The sequence below is a fragment of the Microbacterium sp. BE35 genome, from assembly GCF_031457705.1.
Classification (GTDB): domain Bacteria; phylum Actinomycetota; class Actinomycetes; order Actinomycetales; family Microbacteriaceae; genus Microbacterium; species Microbacterium trichothecenolyticum.
This window is the reverse complement of sequence record NZ_JAVDXD010000002.1, coordinates 747,221-767,722: the sequence shown is the minus strand read 5'-3', so window position 1 is coordinate 767,722 and position 20,502 is coordinate 747,221. Positions and strand designations below refer to the sequence as shown.

Here is a 20,502-nt window from a genome sequence, read left to right as displayed (position 1 = left end):
GCGCTGCAGGTCCCCTCTGTACAATCGTCGCGGCGCGCCCGCGCCGCGCCCTCGAAGGACCCTATCGCCATGGCCAACGCCGCTGCAGCAGGGACGACGTTCGACCGTCCCGGCACGAACCGCGGACTCCTCGACGTATTCCGTCGCCGGTACCTCCTCTCCCTGATCGTGAGGAAGGAGGTCGGCATCCGCTACCGCGGATCGGTGCTCGGATGGGCCTGGTCGTACGTGAAGCCCCTCGTCCAGTTCGTCGTCTTCTACGTCGCGCTCGGCGTCTTCCTCCAGCTCAACAAGAGCATCGAGTTCTACCCGATCTACTTGCTCGCCGGCATCACCATCGTCACCTTTTTCAATGAGGCGTTCTCGAACGGGACCCGCTCGCTTGTCGACAACGCCCCGCTGATCAAGAAGATCTACCTGCCGCGCGAGATGTTCCCCATCGCGAGCGTGCTCGTCGCCGCCGTGAACACCGTCCCGCAGATCGTGGTCATCATCGTCATAGCCCTCTTCTTCGGCTGGGCGCCGTCCGCGCTGCAGATCGCGGCGCTCATTCTGGCGATCGCGATCGTGGCCATCCTCGCGACCGGGTTGGCACTGCTGTTCGGCGCGATCAACGTGACGTTTCGCGACGCGCAGAGCTTCGTCGAGATCATCGCGATGATGTCCATCTGGGCCTCGCCGGTGATGTATCAGTGGCAGATGGTGGCCAGTCAGGTTCCCGACTGGCTGTTCACGCTGTACCGGCTCAACCCCCTCACCCCCGCCGTCGAGCTGTTCCACTACGGTCTCTGGTTCCCTCTCAGTCCCACGGGCGCCGAACCGCTCCCGGGGCTCTGGGAGTTCAGCGCGATCGCACTGGGGGTGTCCGCCGTGCTCCTCGCGCTCGGCCAGCTCACGTTCCGCCGACTGGAGGGTCGTTTTGCCCAGGACCTCTGAGCGGGAGATCGATCTCCCGCGGATCATCGTCAACGACGTACGGAAGGACTTCACCCTTCGGCACACCCACTCCATCAAGGAGACGTTCGTCGCGGCCGTGCGCCGCCGACCGCTGGCCTCGCGCTTCTCCGCGCTCGACGGGGTGTCGTTCGAGATCGGGCAGGGGGAGGCGGTCGCCCTACTCGGATTCAACGGATCGGGGAAGTCGACGACGCTGAAGATGATCTCCGGGGTCTTGCGCCCGGACTCCGGCGAAGTGCTCACGCGCGGTCGCGTCGCCGGTCTGATCGAGGTCGGAGCGGGCTTTCACCCCGACCTGTCGGGGCGGGAGAACATCTATCTCAATGCCGCGATCCTCGGAATGAGCCGGAAGGAGACCGAGGAGCGTTTCGACGACATCGTCGCCTTCAGCGAGATCGAGCAGTTCATCGACACCGAGGTCAAGCACTACTCGTCGGGGATGTTCCTGCGGCTCGCCTTCGCGGTGGCGATCCACACCGAGGTCGACATCCTCCTGATCGACGAGATCCTCTCCGTGGGAGACGAGCCGTTCCAGCGCAAGTGCCTGGCACGCATCCGCGAGCTCCACGCGAAGGGCAAGACCCTCGTCGTCGTCTCCCACGACCTGAACATGGTCTCCCGCCTGTGCGAGCGCGGGATCGTGCTCAAGAACGGGCAGGTCGTCTTCGACGGTCCGTCGCTGGAGGCGGTGCGGGCACTGCGGGATCTCTCGCAGTCGCCGTTCGTCGACATCCCGCGCGATCACGCATCCTTCGACGAGATCCTCGAACTCAGCGATGCTGGGGTGTTGCCCGTGTACCCGGACGCGAGCGGGCGCGGGGAGTTCCGTTCCGATGCCCCTGTCACGCGCGGGACGCTCGCGCTGGCATTGCAGATGTTCACCTCCGGCCGCGGCCCCGTCCCGACAGCGCAACCGACGGATTCGGCGCAGGATTCGAACGAGCTGGCGGCCGCGAAGTGGCTCCGCGTGGCGACCTACGCGGGCACGACGGACGACGCAGCGGCGATCACCGAAGCCTCGATCGCCGCACCCGCGACCCGCGCCGAGACCGCGTCGGTGCTCTATGCGCTCGCGGGACGCCCTCAGGCGCCGTCCACCTCTCTGTTCACGGACGTCGATGACTCCGATGGCGATGCTGCAGCGATCCGGTGGATGTCTGCATCGGGCATCGCACGCGGGTGGGAGACGTCCGATGGGCTCCCCGAGTACCGTCCGCGGGTTCCGCTCACGCGCGAAGCGCTCGTGGTGATGCTGACGCGTTTCCGCTCGATCATCGACGCGTCGGACTGACGCCGCTGAACTCGCGTCCACCCACGGGCGGCTGGCTGGCACGCGACGGGTCCCGCTCGGCGTCGTGGGTCCTACGGGTGAAGGCGGGCGTGCAGGCGGTGGAGGAACGCGGCCATGACGTCCCTCGTCACGGCCGCCGACGGGCGGAACTCGCTGGCGCCTCCCGCCGCCGGCCAGCCGACGCTGATGCCCGTGGCGGCCATCCAGCCGATCTCCTTGTAGAAGACGTGGTCCAGCGGGACATCGACGAACGGCGACGTGGTCGCGGGCGTGAACTCGGGCGATCCGGCGAATCGGTAGAGGAAGCTCGCCATCACCTCCCGGGTCACCGCTTCGCCGGGTCTGTACTCCCACGTGGAGCCCACCGCCCAGCCGACGCTGATCTTCGTCGATGCAAGCCACGCGATCTCTTTGTAGAACGGGTGATCGGGTGTGACATCCACGAACGGCGACATCGCAGGTGCGGAGAACGCAGGCTGTCCGGCGAGCCGGTAGAGGAAGGCTGCCATGACATCACGCGTCACCGCGGCACCCGGCCGGTACTCCCGGGCGCCGTCGGCGCGCGCCCAGCCATTCGTGATCCCCGTCGAGGCGAGCCAGGCGATGTCCGTCGCGAAGACGCTGTAGTCCGAGGACGTGCCGATCGGCGAGACGTCGACGAAGGCGTTCAGATATCCGTGCATGCGGTGAAGGAACGCCGCCATCACGTCCCGCGTGACCGGCGCCGAGGGGCGGAACTCGCTCCGGGTGGCGTCGATGGGCCAGCCGACGCTGATCTTCGTCGACGCAAGCCAGGCGACCTGCTTGTAGAACACGTGATCCGTGGACAGGTCGACGAAGGGCGATGTCGCCGGGGCGACGAACGATGGCTCGTCCGCGAGGCGGTAGAGGAACGCCGCGAGCACCTCGCGCGTCACCGCCTCCCCCGGGCGGTACTCCCAGTGATCGCCTACCTCCCAGCCGGCGCTGATGCCTTTCGAGGCCATCCAGGCGATCTCCCTGTAAAAGAGGTAGTCGGTGGGGACGTCGGTGAAGGGCGACGCGACGGGAGGCGTGAATGCCGGCTGGCCGGCGAGCCGGTAGAGGAAGGCCGCCATCACGTCACGGGACACCGACTCAGCGGGGCGATACTCACGTTCCCCGTTCCACAAAGTCCACCCGTTCGTGATTTTCGTGTCCGCCAGCCACACGATGTCGGACGCGAACACGTTGTAGACCGGCGACGAGGGCGACGTCGCGACGTCCACGAACGGTGTGTCGGTAGCAATGTACTGCGTCGACCCGAACCAGTCGGTGAAGTAGTTGAAGAAGTTGCGATTCCCGTAGCTCGAGCACCCGTCGCCCTCGGCATAGCCGGCTCGCAGCGCCGCGGCGTTCGGCTGGTAAGGAGTGTAGTAGTAGAGATTGGCGGTCGCCTGGTTCTGCACGAATACCGGTGATGAGCCGCAACCCCGGTTTGGGTTGAACAGGATGTTCCAGGTCCTGCCGGGCGCGTACCACGTGAAGTATTGGCTCGTCCCTGGCGGGTTCGCGTACCGCTTGAGCTGCCACGCGGCGCCGTAGACCTGGTTGAAGAACCCGTAGTACCTCGTGTCGCACGCGGCGGTGTCGGGGCATCCCTGCCCCATCGCGATCGTGTAACGCCAGTCACTGGGCCACACGTGGGTTACAAGCCCCTGCTCCTTCTGAAGAGTGACGAGGATCACCTGAGGATTGATGCCACAAGCCTGGGCGACCTTGAAGATGATCGTCGAGGCCCGCTCTCGTGCGCCGCCCGAGTACGCGCCGCACATGGCGTCGGCGGACGTGGCGCGCGATGTGTCGTACCAGTCCTTCAGACAGACGTACCCGGCCTCGCATCGCGGAACCTTCTGCTCCAGAAACTGCTGGATCTGGGCTTCGCTCATCGAGTTCTTGTTGAAGAACACCGCGTCACTGACGACGTTTCCGGGCTGGAAGTGCGAAAGATCGGCGGTCTTGACGATCCCCGACTCGACCGCCCCGCCTGTCGGGGACCCGATGGTGTGCGTCATGTCCTCGGCCACAGCCGGCTCCGAGCCGCCCGCGAGGATGCCGATGATGAGCGCCATGCTCGTCAGGATCCCTATCAGTCCCCCGCGCGCGGATGCAAATGCACGCCTCTTCTCAGCCCCCGCCATGGGACCAGTGTGGCGGATGTGACGAATGGGTACAACATCCCGCCGAATGGGCACGCCGCGACACGTGGTTCCCAGCCGACTCCAAGCCCGATGCCAGCCACGTCCAGACGCGTGTCACAGTTCTGCGTGAAGCATCCACACCTTGTCGGCGGCCTCGCGCCAGGAGAAGGCGCGACCGCGATCCCCCGCGAGCACACCGAGACGCTCGGCGGCGGCGGTTGACCCCAGTCCCGACGCCAACGCTGCACCGAGCCCTTCCGCAAGCTCCTCGCCACCGGGCGCGGGCACAAGCACTCCCCCGTCGAACACGACCTCGTCGTGCACCGCTGACGAAGCCGCGATCACGGGCACGCCGAGGGTCAGGGCATCGACCACGCGCCACGGGAACGCCGCTCTGCGCGAGGGCGCCACGAACGCGACCGCCGCGCCGAACACCGCGGCCCGGTCGGAGGTGTCCAGAACCCCCCGCACGTGCAGCGCCCGCTCCGGAAGCCCCGCCGCAGACGCGAGGTCCGCCACCGCCGGCTCGTGGCCCTCCTCGACGTCGATGACGACGACAGGAAGATCGAGACCGGCTGCTGCGACCGCAGCGAGTCCGGCATCCATTCCCTCCGAGCCCAGCGGACCACCCGCGAGCAGCACATAGCCTTCCGGCACGCCCAGCTCCCGACGGCGTCCGACTTCATCCGTCGGCACGGCGAACCCGAGCGGAGCCGCCCCGGCGATCACGCGCACCCGGTCCCGCAGCCCCGGCGCGATCTCCAGCAGTCGCGCTGCCAGCGAGTGCGTCGGCACCACCAGGGCGTCCGCATGCTTCACCGCGCGCTTCAGCATCGCCTTGTGCCAGGCCACCACCGCTCGGGGCAGCTCCGAGGGCGACTCCCACGGCCGAAGGTCCCAGACCGTGACGACGGCCTGATCGTGGTTGTGCACCCGATCGTGGCGCACGAGCGGCGCGAACAGCGACGGCGAATGGATCATGCCCCCGCCGATGCCGGTGCCGACCCCGAGCTGCAGCGCGGCGGCGAGCTCGCGTCGAGGCAGCGCCGTACGTCGCACCCCCGCGAGTCCCGGCACGGCATCCAGAGCTCCATCCGAACCGCCCGCCGGGGCGATGGCTTCGACCTCGCAGCCCGACGGCGCACCGAGCACGAGCGCCCGCGCGAGTTCGCGCGACGCCTCGGCGAGTTCCGGCTCGGAGGGCGCGACGAGCTGGTCCAGCACGACGCGGAGAGTTGCGACCACGGTCACTCCCCCGATGGCGTCGGGGTCGGCGGATGCAGGGTCGTCTGCACCAGCTGTGCGATGTACGCCCAGTCGGGGCTGAACTCGTCGATGCCACCGGCGGGCGTCAGCTCGAGCGTCTGCACCGGCTCCTCCTTCGCCTTGACCGCGAGGTCGACCAGCGCCGGGATCAGCGATTGGGGAAGGTCCGTCTCCACGATGTCGGCGCCGGCGGCCGCGACGTCCTGGAAACGCGTCAGCACGACCTGCGGCGTGAACTGGGCGAGGATCGCCTCCTGCAGCTCGCGCTGGCGCCTCATGCGGTCGAAGTCGCTGGTCGTGTAACGCGAACGGGCGTACCACTGCGCGGTGTCGCCGTCCATGTGCTGCTGGCCGGCCTCGATCCAGCCGGTCGCCCATGCGTCGACGTCGTGTGGATCGACGCCCTCGGGCGGGCCGCCCTTCGGCAGCCGCTCGACGACGTTGATGTCGACCCCGCCGAGCGCGTCGACCAAGGACGCGAAGCCGTGCATGTCGACGAAGACGAAGTACGGGATCTTGATCCCGAGGATGCCCTCGGCCGCGTCCTTCGTGGCCTCGATGGCCGGCGTCGAGCCCTGGGCCTCAGCATCCGGATACAGCCCGGCCCCGCGGTCTTCGCGACACTGCTCGACGGCATTCGTCAGCTGGTTGATCCCGCTCCCCCAGCCGCACGTGGGGTCGCCGTGCCCTTCGAAGCCGTTGGGGTACTCGTCCTGCATCGGGCCCTCGGCGAACGGGAAGTTGGGCATGTCACGGGGGATGCCGGTGATCGTGGTCGCACCGGTCGCGGCGTTCACGGAGACCACCGAGATGCTGTCGAACCTCATCGAGTCGCGGCCCTCGCCGCTGTCGGCGCCGAGCAGGAGGATGTTGTAGTAGCCGTCGTCGGGCGGCACCGTCGGACCACTCGCCCCGAAGATCGAGCTGATCGTGCTGCGCACGGCGCCGACGGCGTTCGAGGCATAGACGGCGGTTCCGCTCGCGACCACGAGAAGCCCGACGCCCACCAGTGCGATGGCGAACCGCGCGATGCCGCCGGTCTTGACCAGCCGCACCAGGCGCAGCGTATCGATCGTGAGCACGATCCACAGCACCGCGTAGGCGAGGAGCATTCCCTGCGCGATCAGCAGCGGCAGCGGGCGCAGCAGCCCGAGCCAGTCGGGAAGCCACGCGCTCGTCACGATGCTCAGGCCCGCCGTCGGCGCCAGCAGGCCGAACAGGAGCGCGATGACGAGCAGCACCCACATCACCAGCGTCGCGGCGATGCCGAATCGGCCGAGCTTGCGGTTGCCCGCGAGCACTTGCGCGGAACCCGGGATCAGGAAGTTGAGCCCGACCAGCCACCACCCGCGGCGCGTCATCACCGCACGGGACGAGGCATCCGGATTCCGCATCGGGCGCTCCTCGACGACGCCCGAGCGAACCGGACGGGATGTGGTGCGAGGCGCGCTCATGACGCTCACAGCGAGTCCTTGAGCCGCCGGTTCTTCTGCTCGACCTGTGCTTCCAGATCGCGGGCGTAGGCCTCGACGCGATCGGCGATGTCAGTGTCGGCGCTGCCGAGGATACGCGCGGCGAGGATCCCCGCGTTCTTCGCGCCGTTGATGGAGACGGTGGCGACCGGGATGCCGGCCGGCATCTGCACGATGCTCAGCAGCGAGTCCATCCCGTCCAGGGTCGCCAGCTGCACGGGAACCCCGACCACCGGGAGGGCGGTGAGAGATGCCAGCATGCCGGGGAGGTGCGCAGCGCCTCCGGCGCCGGCGATGATGACGCGCAGTCCGCGCGCCCGCGCCTCACGCCCGTAGCGGACGAGCTTGTCGACCGTGCGGTGCGCCGAGACGACCTCGACCTCGTGCGGGATGCCGAAGTCGGTGAGCGCCTGAGAGGCGTCGCTCATGACCCGCCAGTCGGAGTCGGAGCCCATGACGACGCCGACGAGCGGCGCCTCGGAGGAATGAAGGGGCGCAGTCACTCGTCAAGGCTAGGGGGCGAGGCTGGAAACTCCCCGCAACGGCGCGGGCCCTTCGACAAGCTCAACGACCGGTGGACATCAGCCCAGGAAGAAGGATGCTGCGGCCCGAGCCTGGTACGCCACGTCATCGAGCTCGTCGCCGACGACGTTGACGTGCCCGACCTTGCGACCGGGGCGCGGCGCTTTGCCGTACGTGTGGACCTTCGCCTGGGGGTGCTCGTCCATCGCCGCGGCGAACCGCGCGTCGAGCGATTCCTCGGCCGGCCCGCCCAGGATGTTGACCATCACCGCCCACCCGGCGACCGGATCGGTGTCGCCGAGCGGCAGGTCGAGCACGGCGCGCAGGTGCTGTTCGAACTGGCTCGTGACGGCACCGTCCTGGCTCCAGTGGCCGCTGTTGTGCGGGCGCATGGCGAGCTCGTTCACGAGGAGACGCTCGTCGGTCGTCTCGAAGAGTTCGACGGCCAGCATCCCGGTCACGCCCAGGCCCTCGGCGATCGAGACGCCGATCCCGGCGGCCACCTGCTGCAGGCGGTCGCTGGAGTGCGGGGCGGGGGCGATCACCTCGGCGCACACGCCGTCGCGCTGCACGGTCTCGACGACCGGGTAGGCGCGGACCGCGCCCGACGGCCGGCGAGCGACCTGCTGCGCGAGTTCGCGCGTGAAGTCGACGAGCTCCTCGACGAGAAGCGCACCGCCACGCGCGTCCTCGGCGAGGGTGGCGAACCAGTCGTCGGCCTCGGTCCCTGCCGACACGACGCGCACACCCTTGCCGTCGTAGCCGCCGCGCGGTGTCTTGACGACGGCGCGGCCGCCGTGGTCGTCAATGAAGGCCTGTAGCTCGTCGGCGTTCGTGACGGCCGCCCAGTCGGGCTGCGGCATCCCGAGCTCCTCCAGGCGCGCGCGCATGACGAGCTTGTCCTGCGCGAACTTCAGGGCATCAGGCCCCGGATGCACCGCGATCCCCTCGCCGACGAGGGTCGCCAGCACGTCCTGGGGCACGTGCTCGTGGTCGAAGGTGACGACATCGACATCGCGGGCGAAGGCGAGCACGGTGTCGGCGTCGCGGTAGTCGCCCACGGCCGTGGCGGCGAGGGATGCCGACATCCCCTCGTCTTCGGCGAGCACCCGGATCTCCACCCCGAGCTCGACCGCCGGCGCGATCATCATGCGGGCCAGCTGCCCACCCCCGACGACTCCGACTCGCAGCGCCATGCCATTCCCTCTCGTAGGCCTCCCTCCATCATCCCGCACCCGCGAGACGACGAAAACGCGCCGAGGTCAGACCTGCGGCAGCGGAGGCCTCGGGGGGACGGTGGGCTGCGGCCCGGGCGGAAGCGGCTGGGCGTCGCGGTGCGCGAGGATCTGGTTGACCTCGACCTGGTCGACGAGCGCCTCGTGCACGAGCTCGGCGCTCGGGATGTTCGCGAGCCGCAGCGGCTCGTCGACGCCGTTGGTGAGGGTGATCGTGCCCGCACCCCACACGCGTTGCAGCAGGCCGCGGTGCACCTTGAGGGTGTAGCCGCGGACGTGCGCCAGTTCACGGCGCTTGACAGCGAAGACCCCGCGACGCTCCATCACGCGCCGCGTGGTGATCGTGTACACGTGGCCCGCCCACGCCAGATACGGCAGCACCACGAGCAGCAGCACCACGAGCGCGGCGCCGGCGAGCAGCATCCAGTTCTCGAAAGGAGCGGGCAGGTTGCCGTAGAAGTAGCCGCACACGGCGGCCACGGCGATCAGCACGAGAGCCGACCAGGCGAGCCGCCGGGCGTGCGCGCGGAAGCGCGCGACGAGCAGCTCCGGTGTCGGCGCACCGGGGGCGGGCGTCAGTGGCCTGCCGCCGTAGCTCGTCGGCTGCGTCATGTCCCCATTGTGCGGTGCGGGACTGACAGTCCGGTGCGCACCCGCCGTTTTCCGTCATTCGGCGACGGGGCGGCTCCGCACGTGCACCACGTCTCCGGCCGAGACGACGCTCTCGAACTCGGCATCCTGCACGACGACCAGGCGCCCGTCGGGATCGATCCGCTGCGCACGGCCCCACAGCGTCTCGCCGTTCGGCAGCGACACCGCGACGTCGCTTCCGAGCGTGCTGCAGAGCGACTCGACTTCGCCGAGCACGCCCGATGCAGCGGCGTCGCCGCCGGCCGCGCCGAGAGCCTTCAGCTGCTCGTCGAGCGCGCCGAGGTAGTCGGCGAGCAGGCGGTCGTCGTCGCACACCAGTCCGGCGGCGGCGAAGGAGGTCGCCGTCGCGACGGGGAGGTCGACCGCCGCCATGCGCGTGTTCACGCCGGAGCCGATCACGACGACGTCGGGATGCTCCGGCACCACCTCCGCGAGGATGCCGCAGATCTTCGATCCGTCGAGGAGCACGTCGTTCGGCCACTTGAGCGTGGCGCTGTGCACCGAGCCGACCAGTTGGGCCGCGATCGCGCGTGTCATCGCCGCGCCCGCGATGAGCGGGATCCACCCGCCGGCCGCGACCGGAAGGGCCGAGGCGTCGACCGCCACCGACACCGCGAGCGCCGATCCGGGCGGCGTGACCCATGTGCGGTCGAGGCGTCCGCGACCGGCGCGCTGATCGTTCGTGAGCAGCAGCGACAGGTGCGGCCATTCATCCGGCGCGTCGATGACGTGCCGGATGACGTCGGCATTGGTCGAGTCCGTGGTCTCGACGACCTGGACGCGGGGACTGCGGGCGGCGGTGAGCGGGAACCCCTCGGACGAGAACGTCATGTGCCTCACGCTACGCCCCTCGCCGGACTCGCGCCCGCCGGTTCCTTCTGAGGACGAACAGCGGATGCCGCAACCCCTTGTGCGAACCCTCCAACAGATCGACCGAGCCCGCCGATAGGGTGGAATCCGTGACTCAAGCGCCAGATCAGCCCGACCTGTCGACGACCGCCGGCAAGATCGCCGACCTCCGCGCACGCTTCCAGGAGGCTGTCCTCGATCCCGAGGAGGTCGCGAAGGAGAAGCAGCACGCGAAGGGCAAGGGCACGGCGCGGGAGCGCATCGAGATGCTCCTCGACACCGGCAGCTTCGTCGAGCTCGACGAGTACGTGCGCCACCGCACCACCGCCTTCGGCATGGACCGCTCGCGCCCCTACGGCGACTCGGTCGTCACCGGCGTCGGCACGATCCATGGCCGCACCGTCGCGGTGTACTCGCAGGACTTCTCGACCTTCGGCGGTTCGCTGGGCGAGGTCGCCGGCGAGAAGATCATCAAGGTCATGGAGTTCGCCCTGCGCAGCGGCATCCCCATCGTGGGAATCCTGGACTCGGGCGGCGCGCGCATCCAGGAGGGCGTGGTCGCCCTCGGCAAGTACGGCGAGATCTTCCGCCTCAACACCCGCGCATCGGGCGTCATCCCCCAGATCTCGATCATCATGGGCCCGGCCGCGGGTGGCGCGGTCTACTCCCCTGCCCTCACCGACTTCGTCGTCATGGTCGACAAGACCAGCCAGATGTTCGTCACCGGCCCCGACGTCATCAAGACCGTCACCGGCGAGGACGTCGGCATGGAGGAGCTCGGCGGCGCGCACACGCACAACACCCGCTCGGGCGTCGCGCACTACCTCGCCGAGGACGAGGACGACGCGATCGACTACGTACGCTCGATGCTGAGCTTCCTGCCCGACAACAACATGGCGGAGCTGCCGGTCTACGAGACGGGCTTCGAATTCGAGACGACGGATGCCGACCGCGCGCTGAACGCGGTCATCCCCGACTCGCCGAACCAGCCGTACGACATCCACCAGGTGATCCGCGGCATCGTCGACGCCGAGGACTTCCTCGAGGTGCAGCCCCTGTTCGCCCCGAACATCGTCATCGGCTTCGGTCGCATCGAGGGCCGCTCGGTCGGCATCATCGCCAACCAGCCGTCGCAGATGGCGGGCACGCTCAACATCGAGGCCGGCGAGAAGGCGAGCCGCTTCGTGCGGTTCTGCGACGCGTTCTCGATTCCGATCGTCACGCTCGTCGACGTGCCCGGGTACCTCCCCGGCACCGACCAGGAGTGGACCGGCGTCATCCGCCGCGGTGCCAAGCTGCTCTACGCCTACGCCGAGGCGACCGTGCCGCTCGTGACGGTGATCCTGCGCAAGGCCTACGGCGGCGCCTACATCGTGATGGGCTCCAAGCAGCTCGGGGCCGACATCAACCTCGCCTGGCCGACGGCCGAGATCGCCGTCATGGGAGGCCAGGGCGCGGTCAACATCCTGTACCGCGGCGAGATCAAGAAGGCCGAGGAGAACGGCGAGGATGTCGCCGCCGTGCGCACGCGCCTCGCGAACGAGTACACCTACAACGTGGCGTCGCCGTTCCTCGCCGCCGAGCGCGGCGAGCTCGACGGCATCATCGAGCCGGCTGCGACGCGCGTCTCGATCGCGAAGGCCCTGCGCGCCCTCCGCGGCAAGCGCGCGAGCCTGCCGCCCAAGAAGCACGGGAACATACCGCTGTGAGCATCGCAGACGGCGGGGCGACCGTCTCCTCGTCTTCTCCGCTCGGCGCTGGCGCGCCGGGGGGAGCCTCCGGCCGCGTGGGCCCGGCCGCACCCCAGGGCCCGACCATCGAGGTTCGCCGTGGCGCGCCGACGGAGGTGGAACTCGCCGCGCTCATCGCCGTCGTGAGCGAGGCATACACCGGTGAAGCCGCTGAGGCCGTCGCCGACGACCGCGCGAGCCGCACCGGCTGGCAGCTCTCGCAGCGCGCGCTGCGGCAGCCGCTCGATCGCGACCTCGGCTGGGGCCGTTTCGGCTGACCGCGGTTTCGACCGCGCGGAGACGACGCAGCGCGACGACATCCCAATGCGCAGTGTTGTCCCCCGAAATACCTACAGACACACCCCTTGCAACCCCGAGATACTTGACTCGCTGGAACGCTTCTGCGTTCGGTCGATCCGACACCGCTTAGCGGATGCCCCGGATCCGGCCATGCGGATGGTTTTCGGGTAACCATCCGCGCAGGCGAGGGGCGGGCGGCTTCGCCGCCCCTCGCCTCCTTCATTTCCCGCTCTCCGCCAGGAATCCCCTCCCCCTTTCCGGCGGGGAGCGAGTCTGCCACGGAAGCGACGCCGACTCGGCGTGCCCGCCGGGCCGCCGGGGGCGGCCGGAGGCTCCGCCCGGCCCGCCTGCGCCGAGCGGAGGAGCCGTGGGGACCGCGCCTGTCGAGACGTGAGGGTCAGGCCCTGCCCGGGTGCGGGATCTCGCGCCACAGGTCGACGGAGTCCTCGTCGCTGGGTCCGCCCACCGACGGCGAGCGGCCGACGACGGTGACCGCGACGCGCTCGTCCGGCGATGTGCGGATGTAGAGGCGGTCCGAGCTCGCCGAGCGCAGGGTCTCGGCGAGCTGCGCGCGGATGATGCCGAGGGTCTCGTCGTCGACGTCGTCGAGTCCGCCCTCGTCGAGGACGGTGACGTTGGCGCCGCGGCGGCGTGCCCGCTCGAGCTCCGCACGCACCTCGTCGTCGAGCAGCCGCGGACCGCGCATCTCGTCGCGCAGGCGGCCCTCGGCGATACGCGCCTCGAGGCGATCGTCCTCGGTGAGCACACCCGCATGGGCGACCGTGCGCGTGAGCACGGGGCCCGCCACGGCAAGCGCCCGCTGCACCTGAACGCGCCGCTCGCGCTGGCGGACCACCTGCGAGGTCTGCCACCCGGTTGCGGCGCGCTGCAGCCGCGTGAGCCGCGAGGTGTCGCGCGCGGCACGGTCCATCGAGAACACCAGCAGCTGGGCGCACGTCACCCAGACGATCGAGCCGACGAGCCCGAGGGCGAGCGCATTGAGCGGGCCCATCCAGAGGAACGACGCGATCGTGAGCAGGACGATCCCCGCCCACGCCGTCCAGGGACGCCGCCGCACCATGACGATGGTCATGAGTGCGCCGATCCCCCCGAGGTACCACGTCGCGAAGGAGGCAGTGCGAGCCGTCTCGCCCACCGCGATCGGGATGGCGTTCGGCACGATCACCGCGCAGGCCAGTGCGAGGACCTGGGCCGTCACCGGCAACGGCAGCGGGCCGCGGATGCCTTCCCCGGCGGCGTGCGGCGCCGCCTGCGCCTCGAGACTCTCGAGCGACTCGTTGTCGGCCGAATCGGCGGCGCGAGGGACCGGACTCGAGCGCTGCGACGCCGGCTGCCAGAAGATGCACAGCCAGGTCACCGCGAGGTAGATCCCGACGGAGATGACGATGATGAGCGGCTGCGGGATGGGCCGCCCGGTCCACAGCAGACCTCGTGCAGCGAAGTAGGCGGTGAAGGCGACGCCGAGCACAGTGAGGACGTTCTTGACGCTGATCATGACGACGGCTCCCGCCAGGTGAGCCGCACGACGGTGCCGTGGGGTCCGGACTCCAGCTCGGCGCGGCCGCCCACCGCGGCTACTCGCGCGATGATCGACGCGCGGATGCCCAGGCGGTCATCGGGTACCGCATCCAGGTCGAAGCCCTCGCCCGCGTCGTGGACCTCGGCGCGGACCGTCCCCGACGCAGCACGCAGCACGACGCCCAGCCCAGCGCCGCCGGCGTGCTGGATCGCGTTGGCGATGGCCTGCGTCGCCGCGAGCGTGATGGCGCGAGCCACGCGTCCGGGGATGGACGCGGCGTCCGGGTCGATCTCCGTCTGCACATCGACGTCGACCCCCAGCTCGCGAGCGGCCTGGGCGATCTCCGCGGACAGCACCGCCGGCGCCCACGGCTCGTCGGGCCCCTCGTGCTCGTCCTGCTCGGTGTTGGCGAGCCTGGTGAGGGCCTCGCGCGCCATGGTCGCCGCGAGCGTGCGCTCCCGGGGCGTCGTCGCCCGCTCCGCGGCGATCAGCGCGGCCAGCACGCTGTCATGCATGAGCGCCGCCACCGCGACGCGCTCCTGCTCAGCGGCGTCTGCGGCGGCCGCCTTCGCGTACGAGGAGACGGCCTGCGCGCGGGTCTTGTCCACATTCACCGCCACCGAACGGAACAGCCACCCCAGCGTCAGGATGATGCCGCCCAGGATGAGCGCGAAGCTCACATCGAGGATCACGACGGGCCAGTACACGGGCTCGAAGCCGACCTGGATCATCCGGACGACGCCGAACAGCAGGGGCAGGGCGATCGTGAACGCGATCTGCAGCGGGAACGGGAAAGCGAGCACGGCCGCCAGCGTCGCGAGGTTGAGCAGGTACCAGATCCACGGCTCGTCCGATGTCGGAGGTTCGACACCGGCCGTGGCGATCGGCCAGGTGAGAAGGACGAGGACGTACACGATCGCGAACACGCCCGCCGCCGGGCGCACACCGCGGCCGACCACGCACGCGAGCACCATCACGCCGAGCGCGCCGAACACGACGACCATGAGCGGCAGGTGCCAGCCCGGGCGTTCCGGGGCGGGACCCAGCGCGCTCAGGAACGACTGGAGTCCGAGGATCAGCGAGCCGAACCCGCCGGCGACAAGGGAGATGATCCGCTCGACGCGGGACCGCGTGAACGACCCGATCCCGGCGGTCGACTGCGGCGAGTGCGCGATCTGCCCCCACGCCGTGTCGAGCACGCCGGTCTGTGCGTCAGCGGCCACGCGTGGCGTCTCCCGGGTCCGCCGCAGGCTCGACGAGGATCCCGTCCTCGACGGCGCGGTGCAGCAGATCGATCTTCGTCGGTGCCGGCCGGCCGACCTCGACGTACTTGACGCGGATGCGCGTGATGTTCTCCTTCGCCGTCGAGTACGCGACCCCGAGGCGATCGGCGACGACCTTGAGCGGCAGCCCCGCGGCGTACAGTCGCAGCACGTCGCGCTCGCGCGCCGACAGCTGCGCGTCGGCGAAGGCGCGATCGCCCTCGACGGCGCTGGCCCACTCGACGTTGTTGAGCGGCTCGCCGCGCGCGACCGTGCGCACCGCCGCGATCACGTCGCCGATGGGCGAGGATTTGCTCACGACGCCGGCGGCACCGGCGGAGAGCGCCTCTCGCACGGCCGCCGGCCGGTCGGCGACGCTGTGGATGATGACGCTCGAACCGTCGAGCACGAGTCGCCGCACGTTCTCGGTGACGGTGGTGCCGTCGCCGAGCGTCAGATCGAGCACGACGACGTCGGCGGGAGCCTGCCGCGAGAGCGCGCGCCAGTCGACGTACTCCGTGACGGTGCTGCCCGAGAACGCGACGCTCATCATCTCGGCGCGGGCGCACGCGGCCTCGAGTCCGAGCCGGACCGATTCGTGATCGTCGATGAGGGCCACCCGCGTCATTCCGCCAGCCTAGCGACGAGCGTCACCCGCGCGTGAGCACCGCCACGGCTTCGACGTGATGCGAATTCGGAAAAAGATCCAGGCCATCGACACTTGCGACCTCGTACCCGCCGGCGCGGAAGGTCGCGATGTCGCGCGCGAGGGCGACCGGGTCGCACGCGACGTAGACGACCGTGGAGGGGGCGAGGGAGGTCAGGTGGTCGACGACATCGCGGCCGGCTCCCGAGCGGGGCGGGTCGAGCAGCACGACGCCTCGCGACAGCCGCTCGCGTTCTGGGACGGATGCCTCGGCCGCGAGCCGCGCGAGCCACCGGTCGACGCGCCCGGTCTCGGCGCGAGCGCCGACCCACTCGACGAGGTTCTCCCCCGCGTGTTCGGTCGCGCGCGCATCGGATTCGATGCTCGTCACACGGGTCGAGGACCCGCCCAGGTCGCCGAGCGTCGCGGCGAAGAGGCCGACGCCGCCGTAGAGGTCCAGGTGCCAGGCGTCGGGGTCGACGGCGGCGGGCAGCGCGCCGAGCGCAGCGGCGACGGTCGTGGTGAGGGTGTGCGCCGCGAGGCGGTGCACCTGCCAGAAGCCGCCGGCATCGACGCGGAAGTCGCGGCCGCCGACGCTCTCGAGGACGACTTCGGGAGAGGGCGCCTTGCGGGAGCCGGGGGTGGCCTGTCGGGCACCGCGGCCGCGGCGGACCGCGGCGTGCGGCTTCCGCTCCGGCCGTGGAAGGACGCGAACGCGACCATCGGCGGGCTGGACGAGATCGATGCGTCCGGGCTCGCTGCCGGCGAGAGCGAGCGCGGCGCGCTCGACCGACGGCGTGGCGAGGGGCAGGTCCTCGAGCGGGACTACGCGGTGACTGCGGGCGGCGTACTGGCCGACGTTGCCGTCCGCGTCGACGTGCAGGCTCACCCGCGTGCGCCACCCGGTGCCGTCGACCGACTCGCCGTCGGCCTCGGCGCCGTCCGGTGAGGGGATCGCCGCGACGCCGCTCATCGTGGCGACCGGCTCGGCGATGCCGCCGAACCGGTGTAGCGCGTCGAGCAGCACCTCGAGCTTGAGAGCGCGCTGGTGCTCGAGCGCGATGTGGCCGAAGTCGGCGCCGCCGGGCCGCTGCTCCGGCGGGACGTCGACGTCGGCTTGGCGCCAGACGTGAAGCTGCCGGTGCGGCGACGCCTCGAGCACCTCGAGCGTCTCGCCGCGCCAGAACGACTTCTTGGCCGTGTCGGTGAGCCGCACGCGCACGCGCTCCCCCGGGATGGTGTCGGGCACGAACACGACGCGACCTTCGTGCCGGGCGACGAAGACGCCGCCATGGGCGACGCCCGTGATGTCGAGATCGAGGAGGTCGCCGGTTTCACTCACCCGACGAGCTTAAGGCCGCTCCGCGGTCCAGGACTCAGGATGGTTGATCCCCGCCCGCGTGCGCATCCGCGGGAATCCGCGGCGCGCGGCCGGGGGTTACGGCATCCATCCTGAATTGCGCACGGGCCGGCCGCGTACGGTGGGACCATGCGCGTCTGCCTCGCCTCGACCTCGCCCGCCCGGCTCATGCTGCTCGGACAATTCGGCATCCGTCCGCTCACCGTCGCGCCGGACGTCGACGAAGAGGCCGTCATCGCGGCGGTCGAGGCCGCCGAAGCCCGCACGCTCGCGCCCGACGAGCACGTCCTGCTGCTCGCGCGGCGCAAGGCGGCGGACGTCGCGGCGCGGCTGCGCGACGACATCCCGGAGTTCGACGGCATCGTGATCGGCGGCGACTCGATGTTCGAGCTCGACGGCGAGGTGCTCGGCAAGCCCTACACGCCCGAGAACGCCGCCGCGCGCTGGCGTGCGATGCGCGGGCGCACCGGAGTGCTGCACTCGGGCCACGCCGTGGTGCGCATCGAGCCGGGCGAACCCCCGCGCGAGGTGCACGGGACGGCCGAGGCATCCGTCTCCTTCGTCGCGGATGTGACGGATGCCGAGATCGACGCGTACGTGGCGACCGGCGAGCCCCTGCACGTGGCGGGCGCGTTCACGGTCGACAGCCTCGGCGGTGCGTTCATCGAGCGCGTCGAGGGCGATCCGTCGACGGTCGTCGGCATGTCGGTGTCGACCCTGCGGCGGCTCGTGCGCGAGCTGGACGTGGAGTGGACGTCGCTGTGGAACAGCTCCGACCCGTCGCTGGGGCTCGTGGAGGGCGAAGCGCCCTAGAGCGCGCGGCCGGACGGCGCCTCGGCGCCCCTCGTCGTTGTGGAGCACGGGCGAAGTGAGGGCGTGACCATTGTAGTAGGAATCCCACGTTTCTCGTCGGTTCTTGTATGAACCGCTCAAAAGCCCTCGGGATGCCGTCGGTAGGCTGGCATCCATGCCTCAGATCGCCAAGGTTCTCATTGCCAACCGCGGCGAGATCGCCGTTCGCGTCATCCGCGCCGCCCGCGACGCCGGGAAGGCGTCGGTCGCCGTCTACGCCGATCAGGACCGTGACGCCATGCACGCCCGCCTCGCCGACGAGGCATATGCGCTCGAGGGGGCCACGAGCGCCGAGACGTACCTGTCGATCGACAAGATCCTCTCCGTCGCCCGCCGCTCCGGCGCCGATGCGGTGCACCCCGGCTACGGCTTCCTCGCCGAGAACGCCGAATTCGCCCGTGCGGTCATCGCGGCGGGACTGGTATGGATCGGCCCGTCGCCCGAGGCGATCGAGGCCCTCGGCGACAAGGTCACCGCCCGCGCGGTCGCCGAGAAGGTGGGCGCGCCGCTCGCCCCCGGCACCCCCGGCCCCGTGGCCGGCGCCGACGAGGTCGTCGCGTTCGCCGAAGAGGTGGGTCTGCCCATCGCGATCAAGGCCGCGTACGGCGGCGGCGGACGCGGCCTCAAGGTCGCCCGCACGATCGACGAGGTGCCCGAGCTGTTCGAGTCGGCGACCCGTGAGGCGATCACCGCCTTCGGCCGCGGCGAGTGCTTCGTCGAGAAGTACCTCGACAAGCCGCGTCACGTCGAGACGCAGTGCCTCGCCGATGCGGCCGGCAACGTCGTCGTCATCTCGACGCGCGACTGCTCGCTGCAGCGCCGGCACCAGAAGCTCGTCGAGGAGGCTCCCGCGCCGTTCCTCAGCGAGGAGCAGAACAAGACTCTGTACGAGTCGTCGAAGGCCATCCTCAAGGAGGTCGGCTACGTCGGCGCAGGCACGTGCGAGTTCCTGATCGGCGCCGACGGCACGATCTCGTTCCTCGAGGTGAACACGCGCCTGCAGGTCGAGCACCCGGTCTCCGAGGAGGTCACCGGCATCGACCTCGTGCGCGAGCAGTTCCGCCTCGCGGAGGGCGAGGAGCTCGGCTACGACGACCCGAAGCCCGAGGGCCACTCGATCGAGTTCCGCATCAACGGCGAGGATCCCGGCCGCGGCTTCCTCCCCCAGCCCGGACCGATCCACGTGTTCAAGACGTTCGGCGGCCCCGGCATCCGTCTCGACTCCGGCGTCACCGCCGGCGACAGCGTGTCGGGTGCGTTCGACTCCCTGCTCGCGAAGATCATCGTCACCGGCCGCGACCGCGCCGAGGCGCTGGAGCGCTCGCGCCGCGCGCTCGACGAGTTCGAGGTCTCGGGCCTGCCGACCGTGCTGCCGTTTCACCGCGCCGTCGTCCGCGACCCCGCGTTCATCGCGGAGGACGGCCGCTTCGGCGTCTTCACGCGGTGGATCGAGACCGAGTTCGTCAACGACATCGCCCCGTGGGACGGCGAGCTCAGCGAGCCGACCCCCGCTGAGGCGCGCCACACGGTCGTCGTCGAGGTCGCCGGCAGGCGCCTCGAGGTGAGCCTTCCCGACCGTGTCGTGGCGCCCGTCGGTGTCGCCGGACGCCCGGCGGCCGTGCCGCCGTCGCGCCGCTCGCACGCCCCCTCGGTCGTCGCCGGCGCTTCAGGCGACGCGGTGAAGTCGCCGATGCAGGCCACCGTCGTGAAGGTCGCCGTCGAGGAGGGTCAGCAGGTCGTCAAGGGCGACCTCGTCATCGTCCTCGAGGCGATGAAGATGGAGCAGCCCATCCAGGCCCACAAGGACGGCGTCATCGGCGCCATCAACGCCGACCCCGGCACGACCGTGTCGGCCGGGCACCAGCTCCTCACCATCTCCTGATCCCGGTTCCGTCGTCTCGCGTCGTCGGGCGCGCCGAAACACGGGTCCGTCGCGCGACACCCCGCGCGCAGCATCCATCACCGGCGTGTCGCCGTGATCGACCCGTGTCTCGGCATCACGGAACGGGCGAACGGATGCCTCGGCCCGCGGCGGCGGCGAGGGTGTCAGGATGGCGGGATGAATGCTCCAGACGGCGATGCTCCGGAGGTGTCGGCACTCGCGATCAACGTCGTGATCCCGCCGCAGCTGCGTTGGCGGGACTTCCGCCGCGGCGAGGAGTTCGAACTGCAGACGCTGACCGTCCGCCTGCTGCCTGACCTCTCGGTCGCGGTGAAGGCCTACGGCCGCCCGGTCGCGGGCGGACGCGGTGCCTACGTCTCCTTCGCGATGCCCGACCGTCCGCAGCTGCGGGCGCTGGTCGACGCCGCCGCGAACCGCGCCGCGGACCTCTGGCGCGGCAACACCGGTCTCGGCTGACCCGGGTTTGTCCGGCACGCTGGCGCCGAGGCATCCGTCGCCCCCGCCCTC

At 70.3% G+C, this 20,502-nt stretch carries 17 protein-coding genes and 1 pseudogene; 7 read left to right on the top strand and 11 right to left on the bottom strand.

Translation table 11 applies throughout. The annotated features are described in order from the left end of the window. Positions 1–69: 69 nt before the first annotated feature. Positions 70–936 (top strand): ABC transporter permease, encoded by an 867-nt coding sequence (locus tag J2Y46_RS09560; protein ID WP_310241904.1) that lies wholly within the window; start codon positions 70–72, stop codon positions 934–936. Continuing rightward, positions 920–1,660: pseudogene (locus J2Y46_RS09555) on the top strand (ABC transporter ATP-binding protein); the annotation flags it as partial. The gene J2Y46_RS09560 and the pseudogene J2Y46_RS09555, both read left to right, overlap by 17 nt. A gap of 659 nt (positions 1,661–2,319) precedes the next feature. On the opposite strand, the gene J2Y46_RS09545 reads toward J2Y46_RS09555, so the two are convergent. The 7 genes from J2Y46_RS09545 to J2Y46_RS09515 all read right to left on the bottom strand — a co-directional run bounded on the left by J2Y46_RS09545 (position 2,320) and on the right by J2Y46_RS09515 (position 10,384). Further along, a complete protein-coding gene (locus tag J2Y46_RS09545; RefSeq protein ID WP_310241902.1) occupies positions 2,320–4,338 on the bottom strand; it encodes an S-layer homology domain-containing protein in 2,019 nt (672 codons plus the stop codon). 183 nt (positions 4,339–4,521) lie between these two features. Then, positions 4,522–5,652 (bottom strand): glycosyltransferase, encoded by a 1,131-nt coding sequence (locus J2Y46_RS09540; protein WP_310241900.1) that lies wholly within the window; start codon positions 5,650–5,652, stop codon positions 4,522–4,524. Between the two features lie 2 nt (positions 5,653–5,654). Continuing rightward, the gene (locus J2Y46_RS09535; RefSeq protein ID WP_310241899.1) at positions 5,655–7,136 is read right to left on the bottom strand and encodes an LCP family protein; all 1,482 of its coding nucleotides are present in this window, start codon (positions 7,134–7,136) and stop codon (positions 5,655–5,657) included. Continuing rightward, positions 7,133–7,600 (bottom strand): 5-(carboxyamino)imidazole ribonucleotide mutase, encoded by a 468-nt coding sequence (purE, locus tag J2Y46_RS09530; RefSeq protein WP_310242344.1) that lies wholly within the window; start codon positions 7,598–7,600, stop codon positions 7,133–7,135. Before purE ends, J2Y46_RS09535 begins: the two co-directional genes overlap by 4 nt. A 126-nt stretch (positions 7,601–7,726) precedes the next feature. Continuing rightward, positions 7,727–8,863: a 5-(carboxyamino)imidazole ribonucleotide synthase gene (locus tag J2Y46_RS09525; RefSeq protein WP_045301013.1), complete on the bottom strand. Its 1,137-nt coding sequence runs from the start codon at positions 8,861–8,863 to the stop codon at positions 7,727–7,729. A gap of 66 nt (positions 8,864–8,929) precedes the next feature. Then, a complete protein-coding gene (locus J2Y46_RS09520; RefSeq protein WP_045301012.1) occupies positions 8,930–9,514 on the bottom strand; it encodes a PH domain-containing protein in 585 nt (194 codons plus the stop codon). Positions 9,515–9,568: 54 nt separating this feature from the next. Further along, the gene (locus tag J2Y46_RS09515) at positions 9,569–10,384 is read right to left on the bottom strand and encodes a biotin--[acetyl-CoA-carboxylase] ligase (protein WP_310241896.1); all 816 of its coding nucleotides are present in this window, start codon (positions 10,382–10,384) and stop codon (positions 9,569–9,571) included. Positions 10,385–10,503: 119 nt separating this feature from the next. On the opposite strand from J2Y46_RS09515, the gene J2Y46_RS09510 reads away from it, so the two are divergent. Together J2Y46_RS09510 and J2Y46_RS09505 are read left to right on the top strand one after the other, a co-directional pair. Further along, on the top strand, positions 10,504–12,111 hold the full coding sequence (locus J2Y46_RS09510; RefSeq protein ID WP_310241894.1) for an acyl-CoA carboxylase subunit beta: 1,608 nt from the start codon (positions 10,504–10,506) through the stop codon (positions 12,109–12,111). Next, positions 12,108–12,410, top strand: coding sequence for an acyl-CoA carboxylase subunit epsilon (locus J2Y46_RS09505; protein ID WP_310241891.1), 303 nt, complete (start codon positions 12,108–12,110; stop codon positions 12,408–12,410). The genes J2Y46_RS09510 and J2Y46_RS09505 overlap by 4 nt, the downstream gene beginning before the upstream one ends. Before the next feature lie 419 nt (positions 12,411–12,829). On the opposite strand, the gene J2Y46_RS09500 is transcribed toward J2Y46_RS09505, so the two are convergent. The 4 genes from J2Y46_RS09500 to J2Y46_RS09485 are packed head-to-tail and all read right to left on the bottom strand — an operon-like array spanning position 12,830 to position 17,222. Then, the gene (locus tag J2Y46_RS09500; RefSeq protein ID WP_310241889.1) at positions 12,830–13,948 is read right to left on the bottom strand and encodes a hypothetical protein; all 1,119 of its coding nucleotides are present in this window, start codon (positions 13,946–13,948) and stop codon (positions 12,830–12,832) included. Then, positions 13,945–15,195 (bottom strand): sensor histidine kinase, encoded by a 1,251-nt coding sequence (locus tag J2Y46_RS09495; protein ID WP_211255947.1) that lies wholly within the window; start codon positions 15,193–15,195, stop codon positions 13,945–13,947. Before J2Y46_RS09495 ends, J2Y46_RS09500 begins: the two co-directional genes overlap by 4 nt. Then, positions 15,185–15,862, bottom strand: a complete 678-nt coding sequence (locus J2Y46_RS09490; protein ID WP_045301005.1) for a response regulator transcription factor — start codon at positions 15,860–15,862, stop codon at positions 15,185–15,187. The genes J2Y46_RS09495 and J2Y46_RS09490 overlap by 11 nt, the downstream gene beginning before the upstream one ends. Before the next feature lie 22 nt (positions 15,863–15,884). After that, the gene (locus J2Y46_RS09485; protein WP_045301003.1) at positions 15,885–17,222 is read right to left on the bottom strand and encodes a class I SAM-dependent RNA methyltransferase; all 1,338 of its coding nucleotides are present in this window, start codon (positions 17,220–17,222) and stop codon (positions 15,885–15,887) included. Positions 17,223–17,369: 147 nt separating this feature from the next. Here J2Y46_RS09485 and J2Y46_RS09480 point away from each other — a divergent pair, with 147 nt between their 5' ends. From J2Y46_RS09480 to J2Y46_RS09470, 3 genes are all read left to right on the top strand, one after another. Further along, positions 17,370–18,053 (top strand): nucleoside triphosphate pyrophosphatase, encoded by a 684-nt coding sequence (locus J2Y46_RS09480; RefSeq protein ID WP_045301001.1) that lies wholly within the window; start codon positions 17,370–17,372, stop codon positions 18,051–18,053. 154 nt (positions 18,054–18,207) lie between these two features. Further along, on the top strand, positions 18,208–19,974 hold the full coding sequence (locus J2Y46_RS09475) for a biotin carboxylase N-terminal domain-containing protein (RefSeq protein WP_045300999.1): 1,767 nt from the start codon (positions 18,208–18,210) through the stop codon (positions 19,972–19,974). A gap of 177 nt (positions 19,975–20,151) precedes the next feature. Further along, complete coding sequence (locus tag J2Y46_RS09470; protein WP_045300997.1) at positions 20,152–20,451, top strand: hypothetical protein; 300 nt, start codon at positions 20,152–20,154, stop codon at positions 20,449–20,451. The last annotated feature ends 51 nt before the right edge of the window (positions 20,452–20,502 follow it).